General features: G+C 45.7%; 20 protein-coding genes and 2 tRNA genes. 16 read left to right on the top strand and 6 right to left on the bottom strand.

Annotation, left to right across the window (positions count from 1 at the left end):
* Positions 1-5: 5 nt before the first annotated feature.
* From ABD031_RS02005 to ABD031_RS01995, 3 genes are read right to left on the bottom strand one after another with little or no spacing between them, the layout of a single operon-like run.
* A complete protein-coding gene (locus ABD031_RS02005; RefSeq protein WP_343848120.1) occupies positions 6-767 on the bottom strand; it encodes an exodeoxyribonuclease III in 762 nt (253 codons plus the stop codon).
* Positions 768-1127, bottom strand: a complete 360-nt coding sequence (locus ABD031_RS02000) for a hypothetical protein (RefSeq protein ID WP_343848119.1) — start codon at positions 1125-1127, stop codon at positions 768-770.
* Positions 1128-1135: 8 nt separating this feature from the next.
* Positions 1136-1477, bottom strand: coding sequence for a carboxymuconolactone decarboxylase family protein (locus ABD031_RS01995; RefSeq protein WP_343848118.1), 342 nt, complete (start codon positions 1475-1477; stop codon positions 1136-1138).
* Between the two features lie 281 nt (positions 1478-1758).
* On the opposite strand from ABD031_RS01995, the gene ABD031_RS01990 reads away from it, so the two are divergent.
* Genes ABD031_RS01990 through ABD031_RS01965 form a run of 6 tightly spaced genes read left to right on the top strand, consistent with a single transcriptional unit; the run spans position 1759 to position 5111 of the window.
* Positions 1759-2253 (top strand): ComF family protein, encoded by a 495-nt coding sequence (locus ABD031_RS01990; protein ID WP_343848117.1) that lies wholly within the window; start codon positions 1759-1761, stop codon positions 2251-2253.
* A 9-nt stretch (positions 2254-2262) separates the two neighbouring features.
* Positions 2263-2799 (top strand): YfiT family bacillithiol transferase, encoded by a 537-nt coding sequence (locus tag ABD031_RS01985; protein ID WP_343848116.1) that lies wholly within the window; start codon positions 2263-2265, stop codon positions 2797-2799.
* 19 nt (positions 2800-2818) lie between these two features.
* Positions 2819-3577: an SDR family NAD(P)-dependent oxidoreductase gene (locus ABD031_RS01980; RefSeq protein ID WP_343848115.1), complete on the top strand. Its 759-nt coding sequence runs from the start codon at positions 2819-2821 to the stop codon at positions 3575-3577.
* Positions 3578-3628: 51 nt separating this feature from the next.
* Positions 3629-4213 (top strand): hypothetical protein, encoded by a 585-nt coding sequence (locus ABD031_RS01975; RefSeq protein ID WP_343848114.1) that lies wholly within the window; start codon positions 3629-3631, stop codon positions 4211-4213.
* Between the two features lies 1 nt (position 4214).
* Positions 4215-4673 carry a PaaI family thioesterase gene (locus ABD031_RS01970; protein WP_343848113.1) on the top strand — a complete coding sequence of 153 codons (459 nt, stop codon included), beginning with the start codon at positions 4215-4217 and terminating at the stop codon, positions 4671-4673.
* 24 nt (positions 4674-4697) lie between these two features.
* Positions 4698-5111 (top strand): hypothetical protein, encoded by a 414-nt coding sequence (locus ABD031_RS01965; RefSeq protein WP_343848112.1) that lies wholly within the window; start codon positions 4698-4700, stop codon positions 5109-5111.
* Here ABD031_RS01965 and ABD031_RS01960 read toward each other — a convergent pair.
* On the bottom strand, positions 5108-5641 hold the full coding sequence (locus ABD031_RS01960) for an RNA methyltransferase (RefSeq protein WP_343848111.1): 534 nt from the start codon (positions 5639-5641) through the stop codon (positions 5108-5110). The two genes, ABD031_RS01965 and ABD031_RS01960, sit on opposite strands and share 4 nt — an antisense overlap.
* Positions 5642-5723: 82 nt before the next feature.
* Between ABD031_RS01960 and mutS the strand changes: the two genes are divergently transcribed.
* From mutS to ABD031_RS01915, 9 genes are all read left to right on the top strand, one after another.
* Positions 5724-8327: a DNA mismatch repair protein MutS gene (gene mutS / locus ABD031_RS01955; RefSeq protein ID WP_343848110.1), complete on the top strand. Its 2604-nt coding sequence runs from the start codon at positions 5724-5726 to the stop codon at positions 8325-8327.
* Positions 8328-8390: 63 nt separating this feature from the next.
* A complete protein-coding gene (locus ABD031_RS01950) occupies positions 8391-9188 on the top strand; it encodes a LuxR C-terminal-related transcriptional regulator (RefSeq protein ID WP_343848109.1) in 798 nt (265 codons plus the stop codon).
* 140 nt (positions 9189-9328) lie between these two features.
* Positions 9329-9401, top strand: a tRNA-Gly gene (locus tag ABD031_RS01945).
* Positions 9402-9487: 86 nt separating this feature from the next.
* A tRNA-Leu gene (locus ABD031_RS01940) sits at positions 9488-9571 on the top strand.
* Between the two features lie 201 nt (positions 9572-9772).
* Complete coding sequence (locus ABD031_RS01935; RefSeq protein WP_343848108.1) at positions 9773-12988, top strand: CHAT domain-containing protein; 3216 nt, start codon at positions 9773-9775, stop codon at positions 12986-12988.
* A 48-nt stretch (positions 12989-13036) separates the two neighbouring features.
* Positions 13037-14227 (top strand): serine hydrolase domain-containing protein, encoded by a 1191-nt coding sequence (locus ABD031_RS01930; protein ID WP_343848107.1) that lies wholly within the window; start codon positions 13037-13039, stop codon positions 14225-14227.
* A gap of 85 nt (positions 14228-14312) precedes the next feature.
* Positions 14313-14879, top strand: a complete 567-nt coding sequence (locus ABD031_RS01925) for an RNA polymerase sigma factor (RefSeq protein WP_343848106.1) — start codon at positions 14313-14315, stop codon at positions 14877-14879.
* Positions 14879-15610: a tetratricopeptide repeat protein gene (locus ABD031_RS01920; RefSeq protein ID WP_343848105.1), complete on the top strand. Its 732-nt coding sequence runs from the start codon at positions 14879-14881 to the stop codon at positions 15608-15610. Before ABD031_RS01925 ends, ABD031_RS01920 begins: the two co-directional genes overlap by 1 nt.
* 123 nt (positions 15611-15733) lie before the next feature.
* The gene (locus ABD031_RS01915) at positions 15734-16600 is read left to right on the top strand and encodes a mechanosensitive ion channel family protein (RefSeq protein WP_343848104.1); all 867 of its coding nucleotides are present in this window, start codon (positions 15734-15736) and stop codon (positions 16598-16600) included.
* Here the strand turns inward: ABD031_RS01915 and ABD031_RS01910 are convergent.
* Together ABD031_RS01910 and ABD031_RS01905 are read right to left on the bottom strand one after the other, a co-directional pair.
* Positions 16595-17062: a pyrophosphohydrolase domain-containing protein gene (locus ABD031_RS01910; protein WP_343848103.1), complete on the bottom strand. Its 468-nt coding sequence runs from the start codon at positions 17060-17062 to the stop codon at positions 16595-16597. The two genes, ABD031_RS01915 and ABD031_RS01910, sit on opposite strands and share 6 nt — an antisense overlap.
* A gap of 81 nt (positions 17063-17143) precedes the next feature.
* Positions 17144-17902 carry a superoxide dismutase gene (locus ABD031_RS01905; protein ID WP_343848102.1) on the bottom strand — a complete coding sequence of 253 codons (759 nt, stop codon included), beginning with the start codon at positions 17900-17902 and terminating at the stop codon, positions 17144-17146.
* A 173-nt stretch (positions 17903-18075) separates the two neighbouring features.
* Here ABD031_RS01905 and dapF point away from each other — a divergent pair, with 173 nt between their 5' ends.
* On the top strand, positions 18076-18849 hold the full coding sequence (gene dapF, locus ABD031_RS01900) for a diaminopimelate epimerase (protein WP_343848101.1): 774 nt from the start codon (positions 18076-18078) through the stop codon (positions 18847-18849).
* Positions 18850-18869 lie beyond the last annotated feature (20 nt).

Here is an 18869-nt window from a genome sequence, read left to right as displayed (position 1 = left end):
TGATTTTATTCAATTTCTAACATAATCGGGCAATGGTCCGAGTGAATAATGTCTGGCAAAATCACTGCGCTTTTTAGCCTGTTTTCTAACGCTATCGTTGCCATATGATAGTCGATCCGCCAACCTAGATTTTTTGATCTTGAATTGGCTCGATAGCTCCACCAGCTGTATTGATGTGGCCGGGAATTAAAATGGCGAAAGGTGTCGATGAAGCCCGAATCAGTAAACTTGTCCATCCAAGCTCGTTCATCCGGTAAGAAGCCGGAAGTGTTTTTGTTGGAAATGGGATTGTGGATATCAATCGGTTTGTGGCAAATATTATAATCGCCACTTAAGATCAACTGAGGGTTTTCGCGTCGAAGATCCTGGAAGTATCCATATATGTCATCGAGAAATTCGTATTTGAAACGCTGTCTGATATCGCCGGTAGTGCCTGATGGGAAGTATGATGAGTTGAACGAGAAGCCGTCAAAATCTGCCTGAATCATCCTGCCTTCATCGTCATATTTATTCAAACCCATACCAAATTTGATGGATTTTGGCTTAATCTTGGTGAAAATAGCGACACCGCTGTAGCCTTTTTTGACTGCCGGATTGAAATAGAGTTCATAGCCCATATCCCGGAATCTCGAGGCATCTATATCTTTCTCCTGAGCCTTAATTTCCTGTAAACCAATGATATCTGGGTTTTCGAGCATAAGCCAATCCACAAATCCTTTGTTGATGGCAGATCGAATTCCATTGACGTTGTATGAGATTAATTTCATTCAAATTTCGATTTGATACTCTTTCTCGAAATATTCCATTACTTGAATCTTTAGGAGCTTTTCTTGTTCAAGTAAATCAAAATGCGGCAATTCTTTTAGTAATTTCCAATGAGGCCAACCCTCTTGGTCGACATAGTCAAGTTCGTAAAACCCTGCGTAGCTCAGCACTTTGCATACAGCGATGTGCATCAAGTCCTGCTTTTGTTCCTTGGAGAAATTTTTTGTCCCTTTGCCTAGCTCCTGAACACCTATCAGAAAGAGTACGCCATTCAGATCGTTTGGTTTTTTGCCAATCGTTTCTTTGAGTCCGTCCAATAGTTTGGACCAGCGCTTTTCAAGGTCAAGATCCCGTCTAAACATCTGTTAATTTATTGATTTTCAAGTTGTTCCCAGTATTCTACCGCTCTTCTCAAGTGTGGAATGACGATCGAGCCACCGATGACCATAGCGATGGAAAACACCTCGAAGATTTGTTCTTTTTTCAAACCTGCTTCATAGCTTTTGCCCAAATGGTATTTGATGCAATCGTCACATCTCAAAACCATGGAACAGGCCAAGCCAACCATTTCCTTTGTTTTAATGTCCAATTCGCCTTCGGCGTAGGTATTGGTGTCAAGGTTAAAAAAACGCTTGATCACTTTATTGTCTTCGGCCAGAATTTTATCATTCATCTTGGCCCGGTAAGCATTGAATTCCTCTATCAGATTCATTAACTTAAGGATTAATACGTTTCAGAAGGCAAATATACGGCATATTCGACCCTATGGGCTAACACCAGAATTTTTTAGCGATGCGTTTACTTTTTTTGAAAGATTTTTTGGATCTCATCTTCCCTCGGAACTGTCCCCAATGTGGAAGGTCCTTACATGATTTTGAGTCGTGTTTGTGCACAATTTGCCAGGGCACGCTCCCCTTGGCTAATTTCCATCTTCGACCATTTGACAATGAGCTCACCTCGAAGATCAGGGGTTTGACACGTGTCAATCGTGTAATGGCTTTCCTACGTTTTTCAAAAAAAGGGAATAGTCAAAAGCTCCTTCATCAACTCAAATACCGGAATTCGCCGGAGATTGGCGAGGAAATGGGGCGATTGTATGGCCTTTCGCTAGTTCATCATGGGTTTCAACACGAATGGGATGTGATAGTCCCGGTACCTCTTCATCCCATGAAGCAAAAGCGGCGGGGTTACAATCAGAGCGAAGTTTTTGGCAAGGGGCTGTCGAAGGCACTCAATATCAAGCTCGTTAATCTACTGGAGCGTAAAAAGTTCACCGAAACTCAAACCAAGAAGTCTCGACTGGAGCGATTAGAAAATGTGGAAGAGGTTTTCGAATTAAAAGACGGAGCGGAGCTAGCGGAGCTCAGGGTATTATTGGTGGATGACGTGATCACGACGGGTGCTACGCTTTGCGCATGCGCCAATGTGCTTTTGGCCGGCAATGCAAAACTTGTAGATTTGGCTACCATCGCCGCAGGTGGTCAATAATCGTCAGTTATGAACATCGATATCGAGTTTCTCAAATACCCAATTGGCAGGTTTCAAAAACCGGAAACGATCACGTTAGACCTGATTCAGGATGCGATCGCGACAATCAAATCATTTCCTGCTAATATTTTTACTGCAGTGAATCTTTTGACTATTGCGCAGCTCGACACCCCCTATCGGCCTGGAGGCTGGACGATTAGGCAGCTGGTGCATCACTGTGCCGACAGCCATATGAATGCGTTTATCCGCTTCAAGCTAGCCCTGACCGAGGAAAACCCGACCATAAAACCTTATGAAGAGGCACTTTGGGCCATGCTTGCAGACTACGAGTTGCCAATCGAACCGTCCTTGACCATTATCAAGGCGATGCACTTAAAATGGGGCTTGGTGTTGGATACGATGAGGACAGAAGATTTCTCCAAGACGTATTTTCATCCGGAAAAGAAGTACAGCCAAGAACTAGCTGAAATTACTTTGATGTATGCCTGGCATTCTCAGCATCACCTTGCTCATGTTCAGCATTTGGTTTTGCGGGAGAAGTGGTGAATTCGAAACACTATGAATTATGAACATCTCCCTTAAGACTCAACGAATCTTGGTAACCGGAGCCTCACGTGGAATCGGCAGAGCAATTGCCAAGCAGCTTTCGGAATCGGGCGCTGAGGTGATCATCCATTACAATTCCAATAGAACCGCGGCAGAAAGTCTCCTCGGTCAACTCACGAATTCCGCCCACATCGAGTCCTGCGACCTTTCTAAACCTGAGTACGTCACGGGGTTCATCCCGATGCTCGTGGATAAATATGGTCCTCTGACGGCTTTGGTCAACAATGCTGGGATTGCTCCTTATGCACCGGATTCGCTACCTACTTCGGAGTGGCTTCAGATTTGGGAAAAGACCATGCTGGTGAATGCAACGGCGGTGGGAATACTTTCGAAGGAATTTGTAGAACAAGCTAAGCCGCAGAAAGATGGCAGGATCATCATGCTCTCCTCCCGTGCTGCATTCAGAGGCGATACACCGGATTACATGGCTTATGCCGCGTCAAAGGGTGCCATCGTCAGCCTCATGCGGTCGATTGCGAGGTACTACGGCAAGGAGGGCATCAAGGCCTTTCTAATTGCCCCTGGATTCACCCGAACGGACATGGCGAGCGAAATATTGGCAGAATATGGAGAAGATTTCGCGCTGAGAGACATTGCATTAAATGAACTTACCCGTCCCGAAGACATCGCTCCGATGGTCACATTACTGTGCTCTGGTCTTGCAGATCATGCGACTGGTACTTCCATTGATATCAATGCGGGATCTTATGTGAGGTAGAAATAACCGGAAGGTTATCGTTAAATGAACTCTGGTGAATGATTTGGAAACATGAGCAAACGAGATCCGATATTTACCCCGGAGCTGATCAAAGTTCTGAAGATCTTCCTTTTTTCATCCCTTGCTATCGTTTTTGTGCTTTCCTTTTTCAACAGCTACCGAGCCAATAATTCCGGAAAAGAACGGACCTTCCATGTAGCGGATTCCAATCAACTCTACTTCCAAAATATCCGCGCCATTCACTATAATCGAGAGCTCAGGCGAGATGCTGGGATGGTACTTTACCGACATCGAAATCGTTTACAATCAGACAGTTTGCCAAGTCTGGATTTGGTGATCCTCCTGAGTTCCGTCAAAGACGAGGCCTACATTTATTTTGAATTGAAAAATGCCGATTGGCCAATTCAAATTCGGACGGATTCTTTAGGCGTCAAAAAGGTATTTGAATTTGGCAATGGTAACAATCAGGATCATTTTGATCTGTTCCAAAAGCTGATACCGGCAATCGAAGCGAATGCCCAGTTTGAGCTCGTATCGGGAGAAAGGACTACTCGACTTTGGTCTCGGGAAAAAGAATTTGCATCCATAAAAACAACTGCTGAGGATTACCTTAGCCTCTTAGCTTATACCAACTAAAATGGAAACTACTCCTAATCTACGCTTGGAACTTTTCAAGGCCCAAATCGGAAAAAAACTTGACCAAACACCCTCTGCGGCGGGAAACTGGCTTTCTGGCACCCTTGTCGATATCGATGAACATCATATTCGGGTTTCCTACACCGTACGTCCCGACATGTGCAATCCAGGTAATATTCTCCATGGTGGCATCGCTTCATTGATGCTGGACGATGTGATCGGGATGGGGAATTTTGTCGCTGGATCAGAATACCTGATGAGCAGCATTAATCTGAACGTTGACTTTTTATCCTCTGCTCAAGTTGGCGAAACGATCGAAGTTACGGCCAAACTCGTCCGTTCTGGTTCCAATCTGAATCACTGGGAAGCGGTCATCCGGAAAGAAAGCGGAAAATTCGTCGCTAAGGCCAGCTCCAACCTGATCAAAACCCACGTCAAATTAATTGATCTTGGATTTTAATTTTTAGTTTTTATTTTTGCGCATATGAAAAAAACCTTCTTAATAGCCTGCTTTGCGGTATTTTCCATAGCCGCCTATTCCCAGACCACTGTCGCTTTTCACCAAAGCAATCTTCCATTTTTGGGTGTAAATTATCAGTTTGGCGAGCGATTTATTCCCGAATTTCGTATCGGCACAGACTCTTATTTCAGCGACCTGAGCGCTGAACTGGTAGCCAATTATATTTTTAAAAAAAGTGACCGTTTCGAATTTTATGGAGGAGCGGGTCCTAGAGTTGGCAATTTTTCCGGCGTTGTTGTTCCGGTGGGGTTGAATATCTACCCATTTGACCAGAAAGATTTTGGCTTTCACATCGAAGGAGCGCCAATAATTGGATTTGAAGACGACTCGATCTTCCGAGGTTCGTTTGGTCTTCGATATCGATTTTCCAAAGATTAAAACTGCTCCAGCTTAACCATCACATCCCAGACGGCAATTCCCAAAGACACGGAGATATTAAGTGAGTGCTTGGTTCCGAGTTGTGGGATTTCCAGAACATGGTCGCAAGCTTTCAGGACTTCTTCTTCCACTCCAAATACTTCATTTCCGAAGATCAGCGCATATTTTTTTCCTTTTTCTGGAGAGAAATCATTCAACTTTATGGAGCTTTCGACCTGCTCCAGCGCGCAAAGTTTGTATCCTTCGGCCTTTAGTTTTTCGAGGGCGAGATCGGTGTTAAGGCAGTATTCCCAATCCACGGATTCGGTAGCGCCAAGAGCAGTCTTTTGAATGTCCCGATGCGGTGGCGTGCCGGTGATGCCGCAGAGATAGATCCGTTCGATCCGAAAGGCATCCGCTGTGCGAAAAGCAGAACCGACGTTGTTTAGGCTACGCACATTGTCCAAGACGAGGACGATCGGCGATTTTTCTGTTTTTTTGAATTCACCGACCGAAATCCGGTCAAGTTCTTCCATGCTTAATTTCTTCATCGTTTTTTGATCTCCTTCGCTAATCGCCTATTTTCAGGGCCAATTCCAAGTTCAAAAGTAATACAAATCCCTTTTTCACCCCATGAGTAAATCCAAAGCTGGCGAGGAAACTCCTCTAATGAAGCAATACAATGCCATCAAGGCCAAGCATCCCGGAGCATTGTTGCTCTTCAGGGTCGGGGATTTTTACGAGACTTTTGGGGAGGATGCAGTGGTAGCCAGCCGGGTGTTGGATATCGTGCTGACCAAGAGGGCCAACGGTGCTGCGTCGCATATCGAGTTAGCGGGCTTCCCGCATCATTCTCTCGACAACTACCTGCCAAAACTTGTTCGCGCTGGTAACCGTGTAGCCATCTGTGATCAACTGGAAGACCCCAAGTCAGTCAAAGGGATCGTGAAACGTGGCGTGACGGAATTGGTCACACCGGGCCTTTCGTACAACGATCAGGTCCTTGATACCCGCAAAAACAACTACCTGGCTTCCATTCATTTCGGCAAGGAAAAGCATGGAATCGCCTTTTTGGACGTATCCACCGGGGAATTTATGTGTGCGGAGGGCAATGCGTCCTATTTGGACAAATTGCTTCAGAGCTTTGCCCCTTCGGAGATAATCTTTTCGAAAGCTGCAAAAGCGATCGCAGCCGAGCTCATCAAAAATGACTTCATCACCTTCCATTGTGAAGATTGGGTTTTTCAGTATGATTATACTTACGAAAAGCTAAAAAGCCATTTTGGCACTGCCAATCTCAAGGGCTTTGGGATCGAAGACCTGCCCGCGGGTATTGTGGCAGCCGGAGCAATCTTATATTATTTGGAAGAAACAGAACATCGGGAAGTGCAGCACATCGCCGCTATTTCCCGGATTGCCGAGGAAAAATACGTGTGGCTGGACAAGTTTACCATCCGCAACCTGGAGTTGGTTTTTCCTCAGCACGAGGGCGGTGTACCGTTGATTCAGATCTTGGACCAGACGGTGACACCGATGGGCTCGCGGATGATGAAGAAGTGGATGGTGCTGCCGCTGAAGGAAAAAAAGGCCATCGAAGAACGCCAGAATGTTGTCGAGTTCTTTTTTCAAAATTCCTCCTTCCTCGACGAAATTCTTCCCCAGCTCAGACATATCGGAGATCTTGAGCGACTCATCTCCAAAGTGGTGGTTGGCCGTGCTAATCCCCGCGAGATGAATCAGATCAAACGGGCGTTGAAAGCCACCTTGCCGATCAAGGAGTTGCTCAAAAATCAGGAAAATCCAACCCTCAAGCGGCTTTCGGATCAGATTCATCCCTGCGAGTTTTTGTTGAAAAAAATCGACAGTGAGTTGCGGGAAGATGCGCCAATGCTCGTACATCAGGGTGGTGTAATTCGGGATGGCGTAGATCCGGAGTTGGATGAATACCGAGGTTTGGCTAACAAGGGGAAGGATTTCTTGGTGCAGATTCAACAGCGCGAGATCCAAAAGACGGGAATTACTTCGCTGAAGATCTCCTACAATAAGGTCTTTGGATACTATCTCGAAGTGACTCACGTACACAAGGACAAGGTGCCGCAGGAATGGATCAGAAAGCAGACCCTGGTGAATGCCGAGCGGTACATCACGCCGGAGCTGAAGGAGTACGAGGAGAAGATCCTGCATGCCGAAGATCGGATGATCGCATTGGAGCAAAAGTATTTCATGGCCTTGGTCCAGGAAGCTGCGCAGTTTGTATCCCAAATCCAGCAAAATGCCAGAATTCTGGGGACTTTGGATTCGTTGATTTCCTTTGCACAAGTTGCACTTGGCAACGGCTATTGCCGACCCAAGGTATCCGACACCGATACGTTGGAAATCAAAGACGGGCGTCATCCGGTCATAGAGAAGCAGCTGCCCCCGGGGGAAAATTACGTGCCCAATGACATTTACCTCGATCATGACAGTCAGCAGATCATCATCATCACGGGACCCAATATGGCGGGTAAATCTGCCTTGCTGCGCCAGACCGCTTTGATTGTGTTGATGGCGCAGATGGGGAGCTTTGTGCCGGCATCCTTCGCGCGGATCGGGATTATCGACAAGGTGTTCACGCGGGTGGGTGCCTCTGATAATCTATCAAAGGGTGAATCGACCTTTATGGTCGAGATGACCGAGACCGCTAGCATCCTCAACAATCTATCGGATCGCAGCCTTGTGTTGATGGATGAAATCGGCCGGGGGACATCGACCTATGATGGAATTTCGATCGCCTGGTCGATTGTTGAATTTTTGCATAGCCACCCTTCATTCAAAGCCAAAACACTTTTCGCCACTCACTATCACGAGTTGAATCAGCTTTCGGAGGATTTTCCCCGGATCAAAAACTTTAATGTGGCGGTCAAGGAAGTGGGCAACAAGGTGATCTTTATGCGGAAGCTCAAAGAGGGAGGAAGTGAACACAGCTTTGGCATTCACGTCGCCCAAATGGCCGGCATGCCCAATCCTGTAGTCCTGCGAGCAGCAGAAATAATGGGCCATCTGGAAAAGGATAAGGCAATGAATGAGAGCAAGGAGTCCTTTAAAACAGTCCCCAAAAACAATTTTCAGCTGAGTCTGTTTGAAATGGATCCTAAGTTTTCTGAGGCAAAACAGCTTCTGGATCAGATAGATATCAATGCGATTTCCCCTATCGAGGCGTTGTTGAAGTTGCATGAAATAAAAAAGAGAATGGAATGATTCACGTTTTTTCAATATCTTAACTAGAATTTAATTAATTCTAAAAATTGGGATTCTTTTTGCATGGATAGGGTATTACTCAAAGACCTGAAAAAACAGGATAAGTATACCAAGTTTTTTAAGGAGTGGAAGGAGCAGGAGTTCTGTGGAAAAGTCGATGAGCAAAAGCTCAAAGATGAGCTTGCCATCCTGAGTAAAACGATCGGGATGAAAGAGGGGCTGGTGATTGCCTGCTTTGACTATCGCAATTTGAGTTTGGCTTTTTTCACCGGAAACGTGGAAGAACTGACTGGATATCCTGAGTCGATGTTTAGAAACAAGGGCATGGAGACGTCTATGACAATGATCCATCCGGAGGATCGACCGGAGCTTTTCCGATTCCAGCAAGTCGTTTTCGAATCTTTCCATAAGCTGTCCATTAATGAGCGGCATACGTTTGAATTTTCCTACACGACTCGTTGGGTACACCGTAGTACACATGAAGTCATTTGGATGACTTCCAAGGTGAGACCGTATGTCATCGACGAAGCGGGCAACTTTATCATGGATCTGCACATCATAGTGCAGCTACTCAACCCACCCAAAACCAAAAACTATGACTGGAACTATACCTATTCCAGCGATTCCGGCGAAAAAATCTTCGTTAGCAAAAGTTCTCCAGTTGACAAAGCGGTAAAGATGACCGCCAAAGAACGACAGATCGTAGGATTTATTCTCGAGGGAAAGGAGTCTAAGGAGATCAGTAAGGTTCTCAACATCTCCGTCAATACGGTGGCTACACATCGAAAGAATATATTCAGGAAGCTAGGAGCCAAAAATGTGGGAGAGATGGTAAAAATTTTGGCTTCCTACGATTTTTAAAAAAGCCTGTAAATCAGTTCCATTTGAGGATTTTACAGACTTAAATAAAAAATATCTTCGGTGCTGACTTGTAAAATTACATTTGAGGCTTACCTTTGCATCCACAATTCACCCGGATCACGTTCTGGGAATTGCCTTAAGCGAGAGTAGCTCAGCTGGTAGAGCACGACCTTGCCAAGGTCGGGGTCGCGAGTTCGAATCTCGTCTCCCGCTCATCAAAGCCCTTGTAAAAGGGCTTTGTCGTTTCAGGACATTTCTAATTTGAAGTGGTTCTGAGCCTCTACAGCCGTGTAGAGTATGCCGGGATGGTGGAATAGGTAGACACGCAAGACTTAAAATCTTGTGGCCGTAAGGCCGTGCGGGTTCGATTCCCGCTCCTGGTACCGAGCCTCACAGCGATGTGGGGCTTTTTCATTGGTGACTTTTTTTTATTTCTGCGATGTGAAGTCAAAACACCTCAGCGACTTCCTATGGTACTTTTTCGTCCCAAAAATAACTCCTCGGCAAACAGCCATTTTCTTCCCGGAAAATCGGGTAATTGCAAGGTAACTTCTAGGTTTCCAAATTTTTCTCCCGAAAAGCCGATGCGAGCTTTTTTATTCATCTGTGTTTTCCTTCTCAGTTCGGTTGGTTTCGGTCAGTCGATTCAGGAGCTGGACAGCATGATCGAATCTGGAAATCCCGTTAAATCCCTGGAGCTGATCCGCGATCATATTCTTTCCCTTGAGAAAACCAAAAATTACGCTGCCTTACCCGACTATCTGGAGGTGCTTGGTAGAGCTCATTTGGCGATCTCCGATGAAAAGAAAGCCAATGTTCAAGTAGAAAGCCAGATTGCCAAATGGGGAAACGTGATTAAAGATCCTAAAGGCCTAAAAGACCTCTGGATCGCTGCTGCTGGCTGGTATGAATACATCGGACTACTCGAACGTGCGTATCAAGCGGAAGCAAAGGCGGTGGCGTTCGCAAGACAAGAGCCGGGCATTTCCTCAAAGGAACTTGGAAAGTTATTGGTAGTCCTTGGGTCCTATTCTGTCAATCGAATGGATTTGACTGCCGCAAAAATTCACCTGCAAGAAGCACAGGCCTTGCTCGAAAAAGAACCCGATCCGGAGTCTATTTACCGTATAAACAGCTTCCTGGGCAATATGGCCTATTTTGCTTCGAAGCTGGATTCTGCGGAATTTTACTATAAAAAGTGCCTGCTCGCTTTTGAAATGATGGAGCCTTCTCCCCGAAATACCCATTATCGTCCGGCGATCGTGCTCAACAATCTTTCCGGAGTGCAGTCCGCTCAGGGAAAAACAACCGAGTCCATTCAATCGATGAACGGGACGATTGCCCATCTAAAAGCATATCAGGGGGAAGAAAAAGATCCAGGGCAGCGGATGAAAGGTAAGGAGTTTTATTTCCAGGCGATCGACAATCTGGGCGGGGTATATAAAGGGCTCGGCAATTTCCGAAAGGCACAGGATCTTTTGGAGTTTTCCTATGAAAAGAAAAAGGAATCCTTTAGTACGGATAGCAAAGAAGTCTGGCTTTCGGAAATACTTCTGGGGCAGCTGTATTTCGAGCAAGATGAACCTGACAAGGCTCGAAAAATCTTAATCAAAGGTCTGAATGGGTTAAAGGAAACCGATGGGAATTATTTACTCTATGAAGCAGACGGATGGTATGCCCTCGCCCGTATCGAAGACCATAGCGGAAATGACGCCCTCGCCTCAGAACATTACAAACGGGCTGACGGTCTTTTCAGGGAAGGTCTGGAGGGAGAATTTGATGTGATTTATCTGGGTTTTTTGAGAAATTACGCGCTTTTTCTGGCTGAAATCGGAAACGATCAGGAGGCGATCAATATGGCGCGGGTTGCCTATGATTACGTTTTGGAAAATGAAGGGCAAAACAGTCTGATGGCATTTCAACAGCAGCTGAGTGTTGGCTCGGTGTTTTTCGAACTGCAACGCTACCAAGATTCTCAGACCTGGAGCCAAAAGGCGCTGGAGAATCTAAAAGCACAATTTTCAGGTACGAAGTCCTTGCTTGACTCGCTGCAGATAGAGAGAAATAGACCCCAGACCATTCTACTCTCCGCGAAGTCTCGCTTTGAAATCTCAAAAGAAAGAAGTCCGGAATTTTTGAATTCACTGCTCAAAGAATTGGAGTCCGGACTGGAAGCTTTGGATAGGAGAAAAACCTATCTAGAAAATGATGAGGACGTCAATTTGATGATTCGGGAAAATCAGGAGTACTTCAAGTTTGTAGAACAGCTGAATCTGGAACTCTACCGAAAGACAAACGACAAGGACTTCCTCGCCAATCTGCTCAGCGTGCATGAGTCAGCATTATATCAGAGGATCCGTGCGAGATTGGAGCAGGTAGACAAGCTTCGGTTTGGTGACATTCCCGCTACTTTCTTCCAAAAAGAACAGGACCTAAAAACAAAACTGAGAGCATCGATTCAATCTTCCACGGACGGTGTGGAAAACTACCTAAAGGCCTCAAATGAGTGGGAGGCCTTTCTCACTAAGTCCCGTCAGGAGTACCCGGAGTATTTTGAATTCCGGTATGCGTCTATTCAGCGGAATTTCGAAGTTATTTTAAAACAGGTTCCTGAGGCCACTACAGTGATTCGATATTTGTTTGTCGGTGAAGATCTCTACGCCTTGGTGCTGGAGAATTCAGACTACCGGTTATTTCAGTTAGATTTTGAGCAGGCAGAAAAAATACTTGGTTCCTATCAAAAAGAATGGTCCGATGGGCAGCGTGCGCATACAAACCTCCATCAACTATATCAATCGCTGTGGGAACCATTGGAAGGCGCCGTCAGCAACGAACGTGTGCTGGTGGTGCCGGATGGCATTCTTTTCAACCTGAATTTTGAAATCCTAACCCCCAAAAAAATAAAAACATTTGATGAATTGGCAACGGGAAGTCTATTGGCCCGACATAGCTTTTCCTATCATTACAGCACCCTTTTATTTTCCTACCCCACTCAGGACCGGGCTTACCGGTCCAATTTTGCGGCTTTTGCACCAGGATTTTTTGACGAAATGAAGACAGAATACCTGCACAGTGTCAAGGATAGCCTGCAGATCGATCGATCTTACCTCACCTTGATTCCTCAGCCATTTACAGATCGTCTAGTCACCGGCCTTAAGCGCATTTTTGGAGGTGAAATATTCACCAAGGAAGCCTCGACACTAGATCAGTTTAATCAGCAAGCTGGACACCACAGGATTTTGCATATCGGAACCCACGCACAGTCGGACAACATCAGCCCCGACTTTTCCAAATTGATTTTTGCGAAAGCCGCAGGTGATCCCGAGCGGGAAAACGCGCTTTTTGTCAAAGATATCTACCAACTGGATTTGAGATCCGAGCTCGCCGTTTTAATGGCCTGCGAGACTGGCAAGCCCACTTTTGCCCCGGGCGAAGGAATGATTTCTCTCGCCCATGCCTTCAACTATGCCGGGAGCAAAAGTCTCTTGATGGGTATCTGGAAGATCGACGAGCAGGCTAGTGCTGAGATCGCAGAGACTTTTTACAATTATCTCTACAAAGGAATGACCAAGGACAAAGCCCTCCAGCAGGCTAAGCTTGACTATTTGGACGGGGCGCGCGGAAGGTCTCTGTCACCGGAGTTTTGGGCTGGGCTGATTGTGATGGGAGACTCGTCCCCCGTGCACTTGGATCCGGTTTTCGAATCAAGAACCTGGGTTTTCTTTGGCTTGGCGCTCCTTCTGTTTAGTGTGTTGTGCTTGTGGTGGTTCAAAAGAAGAAAAATTGCAAGAGCAAACTGATGACTTTTTGAGAAAGTGTCGATGAGTGAGTAGATAAACTTATTCACTATGAACAATCAATCGTATTTTTCTGCCGCTGCCAAATGGATACCCGGCTTGCTACTCTTGGTTCTGATCTCCTGTTCTGATTCCGATCAGGATCCCATTCCCCCAAAGGATAATACGCAGCAGGACATTGCGCTGATCGACGACAAAGTCGAATCCTTTCTTACAACGCATTCACTTCCGGGGGCTACGTTGGCCATTTCCAAAAATGGGAAGCTGGTGTATCAAAAAGCCTATGGAAAATCCAATACGCAGACTTCTACCGACATGGCCATCAATTCTCAGATGAGAGTTGCCAGTGTCAGCAAGACATTTACCGGGGTTGCCATCATGCTGTTGGTGCAGGATGGCAAGATCAGTCTTGAAGACAAGGTTTTTGGAGCTGGAGGAATCCTCGGGACAACCTATGGAACGAAAGCCTATTCTGACAGGGTAAAAAATGTGACTGTCAAAAACTTGCTTCAAATGACGACCGGGGGTTGGGTGGTAAATGGAAATCGAGACGCTATCGATTATCAACAGCAAATCTCCAATGAACAGTTCTTTCATTGGATGATGGACAACGCAACATTGAATTTTGAACCTGGCTCTCAACATTGGTACATCAATACCAACTACTTCGTGGCCGCGAGAATTGTAGAAAAAATTAGCGCAAAACCTTTCGCACAATTTATGAAAGAGCGGATTTTTGATCCTCTGGAGATGAAATCTACGGTCTATGCGAAAAACGGGATAGCTGGAAAATATCCGAATGAGGTAACTTATTACGGTCTGGGCGGCACCAAGGGCTATGAATATAACTTCAATATCGAGCGGCGGGATGGAGATGGAGGATTGGTAACCACCGCTCCGGATTTGCTTCGATTCGTGGGTGCCATTGATAACTTGGCTGTTCGTCCCGATATCCTTGTTCCACAGTGGTTTAGTGAATTTGTCAAGGGCTCCTCTCCCAATCCTCAGTTTGGAAATGGAATCCTCTCTTGGAATTCTGTTCGCGCATTTTACGGGGCATTGCCAGGTACTCGCTCGTCCTACATGTATCACGTCAACGGCATGGCTGTAGCTTTGATATTCAATGGAAATGCGGACTACACTGCAAACAACTACAATGCGTTTGCTATAGCTCATGAAAACCTTCTAATGGATCTTCTGACCAAAAATCTAAATGTCTACAAGGATATCGATCAGTTTTAAAACTGGATTAAAACCTAAAAAATTGGACCGTCTACCCTTTGGGTGAAAAGCTTTAAATAGTATCTTTTGTGGATATCCTTAATTCATGTCAAAAGATATTTTTACATCCTACACTCAAGAGAAATTGACGGAGGCGATTTGTCGAAATGACGAAAATGTGCTGAAATGGCTCTACCAAGAAAATTTTCCAAAAATCCGGCAAATGATCTTGGCTAACAGTGGCGGAGTCGAGCAGGCAAAAGATATCTATCAAGAAGCTTTTCTCTCGTTTTGGACAAATATTAAAACGGGAAAGTTCCGACCTGAAAATGGCTCTGCTCTTTCTGGATATTTATATCAAATTTCAAAACACAAATGGTTGGACACGCTTCGTTCTAATACTTATAAGCGGACGGTCTATCAGGAGACATTTCCAGATCAGATCGATGACGAACCTGAAGACAGAGAAAGCACCCACCTACGAATAGAGGATGCTTTCGCCGAGCTAGGCGATAATTGTCGGGAACTACTGACCCGGTTTTACTATCAAAAGGAAAGTATCAACTCTTTGGCAGGGTATTTTGGTTGGACAGAAGCGACGACCAAAAACAATAAATACCGCTGCATGGAAAAGCTCCGCAGCAGTTTGACCAAGGAAAATTTAATCGAATAATGGATAAATTTCATTCACAAGAAGAATTTGAACTTATTGAGGCCTACCTCAATGGTTCTTTTGATTCTCAGAAGCAGGAAGAAGTCCGGCAAAGAATTAGTTCAGATGAGGGTTTTGCGGCGCGAGTACGAGAGTTTAGCGAGTTTCAGTTAGGGGTGGAAAGAGCCGCATTAAGTAGCAGGTTGGATTCATTCCATGCCGAAATCACTGACGAACGGGACGCTACTCCTACTCGTAAGCTGAACACGTTTCAGCTTTGGAGCATTGTTGCTTCATATTTCTTGATCATCACCGCTGGTATTTGGTGGATCATGGAAAAAGAAAATCCGGGAGAGCGCCTCTATCATGCCTATTTTGTATCGGACCCAGGATTGGTAACGTCCATGTCCGGGGAAGGCAATTATGAATTTGATCGGGGAATGGTAGACTATAAGTCCGGGGACTACTCCAAATCGCTCCAATTTTGGCAGCCACTTCTGCAGCAAGACCCGCATAATGACACGCTACTCTATTTTATAGCTTTGGATCACCTACAACTTGAAAATTTGGCTGAAGCTAAAGAATTGCTTGAACAGGTGACTATGACTAAAGAAAGTCAGTTTTCGAGAGAAGCCAATTGGTATTTGGGTTTGGCTATGGTGAAGGAGGGCAAATTCGAAAAAGCAATACCTTACTTAGTAGCATCGGAACGAGAAGAGGCAAAGTCACTTATCACTGAATTAGACCAATGACCTAATTTGATATGTCATCGAAATAGGAGCGAATATTTTTGGTAAACTCGTAAATCGCTTAATACAAAACTTAAACGACGGCGTCGGGTTTTCACTCGGAGCTATTTTTTGTACTTTAAGCTCATGGAGGAATTAGAATTTTTGTCCACGGACTGGCCTACAGTTAAGAAGTGGTTGGTCATTGGAGGAATAGCAATTGCGACGTTTTTGTTGTTTCTTTTTCTGGCGAGGAAATCGAAGGCCTTGCTGAGTAAAAAACTCGTGAAGCAAATGGACGACGGTTTGCTCGCGAATTTTCTGGCCAATATTTTCGGGGCAACTGTCATCTTGTTCGGCATGTTAGTGGTATTCCGAATCATCGGCTTGACCGGAGTGATTTCAGGTTTGCTGGCAGGGGCAGGAATTTCTGCTTTTATCATCGGGTTTGCGCTGAAGGATATCGGAGAAAATTTCCTTGCGGGAATCATCTTGGCTTTCAAGCGGCCTTTTCGTGTGGGTGACATCGTCGATGTTAGCGGGATCAAAGGTCAGGTGCTGACACTAAACCTGCGGGATACCCAATTGAAAACCGGTGACGGCCAGGACATTTTTATCCCCAATGCACTCATCATCAAAAACCCCCTCGTCAACTTCACCATCGATGGCTTTCTGCGGTATGATTTTATTGTCGGACTCGACTACGGTTCTGAATACGCATCCGCAATGCAGTTGATTCGCGACGTGATTCCGGAGGTTCCCGGTGTGTTGAAAGACCACAAAAAACCGACCGTTTGGGTCAATGAACTGGCCGAAAGTACGCTCAATCTTCAGGTGACCTTCTGGGTCGACACCTTTGACCGTAGCATCCCTGATTTGGATGTGAAAAGTGCTGTTATCTTGAAGGTCCTGACTTCACTGGAAAAGGCCGGCTTTAACCTGCCAGCCCGAATCGTAGAGTTGAAGAATTACCAGGGGAAAGAGTTAAAAACTTCCGCCCCGGATCCCTTATGAGTTGATGATCCCAGCGAGATCAGCAGGGGAATAGCCCACTGATTTCAGTGTTTTGCGGTCACCTTCACGGAAAACCAAAAACAAATCGCCTTCTTTTTCATAGAAACTTTCTGTGCCCTTGGTGTTGTAGTGAGCGACAGTCGCCTTGGCTTCGTCCTCGGTTTTGCAGGCTTTGCTCATGTTGGATCGCTGCACTTCGTCAAAGAGGGTTTTGAACTTTTCCCCCAGACCAAACTCCAGGATCGCTCCGGAAAGAACGTATTGCAGATCGCAGAGTGCGTCAGCGATTTCGACGATATCCTTGTTTTTGATCCCCTCTTCCAATTCTTTCAGTTCTTCCGCCAACAGCGCGACACGCAGATTGCATCTTGTTTCTGAAGGAATAGTCGGTGTCGGTAAGACGGGATGCTTAAACGTTTCGTGAAAATGAGCGACGGATGTAAGGGACTTTGGATCTTGCATGATTGGGATAATTGATTGCCCGAAATAACTGAAAAAGACCGGGAATTCCGGTCTTTTTTTGAGTGGATTTGTCAGCGCAAATTACATCGAAGCAGCAGCAAAACGCTCCGCGACGGTATTCCAGTTGATTACATTCCAGAAAGCGGCCACATAATCGGGGCGCTTGTTTTGATAGTTTAGGTAATAAGCGTGCTCCCAGACATCGAGGCCGAGCAAGGGCGTTCCTTTAAAATCAGAGACGTCCATCAGCGGATTGTCTTGATTTGGAGTAGAGCCCACGGCCAGTTTTTTGTCCGCGCCGACTACCAACCATGCCCAGCCGGAGCCGAATCGTGTTTTGGCAGCAGTATCGAATTGGCTCACGAATTCATCATAGCTCCCGAAGGAGGAATCAATAGCAGCGGCCAATTCCCCGGTAGGTTTACCGCCTGCATTTGGCGCCATTACTTTCCAAAAAAGCTCGTGGTTATAGTGCCCACCGCCGTTGTTACGCATTTTCGTGGTGTACTTGGAGACTTCTGCAAGCGCTTCTTCCAGAGGTTTATTCGTATCCACTTTCTCCTCGGCGATAGCGTCGGCCAGATTTTTTGCGTAGCCGGCCGCATGCTTGGTATAGTGGATCTCCATCGTCATCGCATCGATATGTGGCGCTAAAGCAGTATAATCATAAGCCAAGGGAGTCTGCGTAAAACTCGTGGCCAATAGAGCCTTGCCGTCGCCTTTTACTTCGCCTGAACAGGCACTCAAAATTCCCGTTCCCACCAAGCCTACAGCAAGACTTGCTTTTGATGTATTGGATAAAAATTCCCGTCGTGATAATCCGTTTTCGAGACCTTTCATAGTAGTTTTTGCTTTGGTTTATGTTTCTTTTAAACGCTTGAAATTAGCCAATCCGTATCGGATTAAAAATTGATAGTCAGACATTACGTCCGAATTCCTGACAACTTGGTTATGTTTGCAGTTCAATTAGCTCTTGGAAAAGTTTTTGACAAGAGAAGTGAAAATAGTAGGGAATGGAAGTCAATTTCTATAAATATCAGGGCACTGGAAATGATTTCGTCATGATCGACAATCGCGACGAGAGCTTTGACGTTCGTGATCTGGACTTGGTGAGAAAGCTTTGCGACCGCAAGTTTGGTGTTGGATCGGATGGGTTGATCGCAATTCAGCTTCATCCGGATTATGACTTCGAAATGGTCTATTTCAATGCCGATGGTAGTCAAAGCATGTGTGGAAACGGAGCGCGCTGCGCCGTCGCGTTTTCTGCATTTTTGGGGATCATCGAAGACAAGACCCACTTCTTGGCGATTGATGGCCCGCATGACGCGATGCTCGTGGGGGGCCAAGTGGAGCTTTTGATGGGAGATGTCAAAGGCATAGACCAAAAATTAGGGGATTTCTTCGTCAACACCGGTTCTCCGCACCACATTCGATTTGTGGAAAAATTGGATGTTTATCCCGTGTTCGCAGAGGGAAAATCCGTCCGATACGACTCCGGATATGCCCCTGCTGGCACCAATGTCAACTTTGTTCAGGGGTTGGCCGATGACGAAGTTTTCGTGCGAACCTATGAAAGAGGTGTTGAGGACGAGACACTTTCTTGCGGGACCGGCGTCACCGCGGCAGCCATCGTTTATGGCGTTCAACACAATCAAAATTCAGTGAAAATCAACACACTGGGAGGCAAGCTTTCTGTGAAATTCAATTCCAATCCCGATGGGTCGTTCAGCAAAATCTGGCTTACTGGTCCGGCTGAGCAGGTTTTTTCGGGAAAAATAAATATTTAGATAACTAACCTAAGGTAACG

Source organism: Algoriphagus jejuensis (genome assembly GCF_039523455.1).
Taxonomy (GTDB): Bacteria; Bacteroidota; Bacteroidia; order Cytophagales; family Cyclobacteriaceae; genus Algoriphagus; species Algoriphagus jejuensis.
This window is presented reverse-complemented; position numbering and strand designations above follow the sequence as displayed.

What these genes read in the sequence shown, in the direction of transcription:
- ABD031_RS02005 (WP_343848120.1), bottom strand. Translation starts at nt 767, where the DNA reads ATGAAATTAATCTCATACAACGTCAATGGAATTCGATCTGCCATCAAC.
- ABD031_RS02000 (WP_343848119.1), bottom strand. Translation starts at nt 1,127, where the DNA reads ATGTTTAGACGGGATCTTGACCTTGAAAAGCGCTGGTCCAAACTATTG.
- ABD031_RS01995 (WP_343848118.1), bottom strand. Translation starts at nt 1,477, where the DNA reads ATGAATCTGATAGAGGAATTCAATGCTTACCGGGCCAAGATGAATGAT.
- ABD031_RS01990 (WP_343848117.1), top strand. Translation starts at nt 1,759, where the DNA reads ATGGCTTTCCTACGTTTTTCAAAAAAAGGGAATAGTCAAAAGCTCCTT.
- ABD031_RS01985 (WP_343848116.1), top strand. Translation starts at nt 2,263, where the DNA reads ATGAACATCGATATCGAGTTTCTCAAATACCCAATTGGCAGGTTTCAA.
- ABD031_RS01980 (WP_343848115.1), top strand. Translation starts at nt 2,819, where the DNA reads ATGAACATCTCCCTTAAGACTCAACGAATCTTGGTAACCGGAGCCTCA.
- ABD031_RS01975 (WP_343848114.1), top strand. Translation starts at nt 3,629, where the DNA reads ATGAGCAAACGAGATCCGATATTTACCCCGGAGCTGATCAAAGTTCTG.
- ABD031_RS01970 (WP_343848113.1), top strand. Translation starts at nt 4,215, where the DNA reads ATGGAAACTACTCCTAATCTACGCTTGGAACTTTTCAAGGCCCAAATC.
- ABD031_RS01965 (WP_343848112.1), top strand. Translation starts at nt 4,698, where the DNA reads ATGAAAAAAACCTTCTTAATAGCCTGCTTTGCGGTATTTTCCATAGCC.
- ABD031_RS01960 (WP_343848111.1), bottom strand. Translation starts at nt 5,641, where the DNA reads ATGAAGAAATTAAGCATGGAAGAACTTGACCGGATTTCGGTCGGTGAA.
- mutS (WP_343848110.1), top strand. Translation starts at nt 5,724, where the DNA reads ATGAGTAAATCCAAAGCTGGCGAGGAAACTCCTCTAATGAAGCAATAC.
- ABD031_RS01950 (WP_343848109.1), top strand. Translation starts at nt 8,391, where the DNA reads ATGGATAGGGTATTACTCAAAGACCTGAAAAAACAGGATAAGTATACC.
- ABD031_RS01935 (WP_343848108.1), top strand. Translation starts at nt 9,773, where the DNA reads ATGCGAGCTTTTTTATTCATCTGTGTTTTCCTTCTCAGTTCGGTTGGT.
- ABD031_RS01930 (WP_343848107.1), top strand. Translation starts at nt 13,037, where the DNA reads ATGAACAATCAATCGTATTTTTCTGCCGCTGCCAAATGGATACCCGGC.
- ABD031_RS01925 (WP_343848106.1), top strand. Translation starts at nt 14,313, where the DNA reads ATGTCAAAAGATATTTTTACATCCTACACTCAAGAGAAATTGACGGAG.
- ABD031_RS01920 (WP_343848105.1), top strand. Translation starts at nt 14,879, where the DNA reads ATGGATAAATTTCATTCACAAGAAGAATTTGAACTTATTGAGGCCTAC.
- ABD031_RS01915 (WP_343848104.1), top strand. Translation starts at nt 15,734, where the DNA reads ATGGAGGAATTAGAATTTTTGTCCACGGACTGGCCTACAGTTAAGAAG.
- ABD031_RS01910 (WP_343848103.1), bottom strand. Translation starts at nt 17,062, where the DNA reads ATGCAAGATCCAAAGTCCCTTACATCCGTCGCTCATTTTCACGAAACG.
- ABD031_RS01905 (WP_343848102.1), bottom strand. Translation starts at nt 17,902, where the DNA reads ATGAAAGGTCTCGAAAACGGATTATCACGACGGGAATTTTTATCCAAT.
- dapF (WP_343848101.1), top strand. Translation starts at nt 18,076, where the DNA reads ATGGAAGTCAATTTCTATAAATATCAGGGCACTGGAAATGATTTCGTC.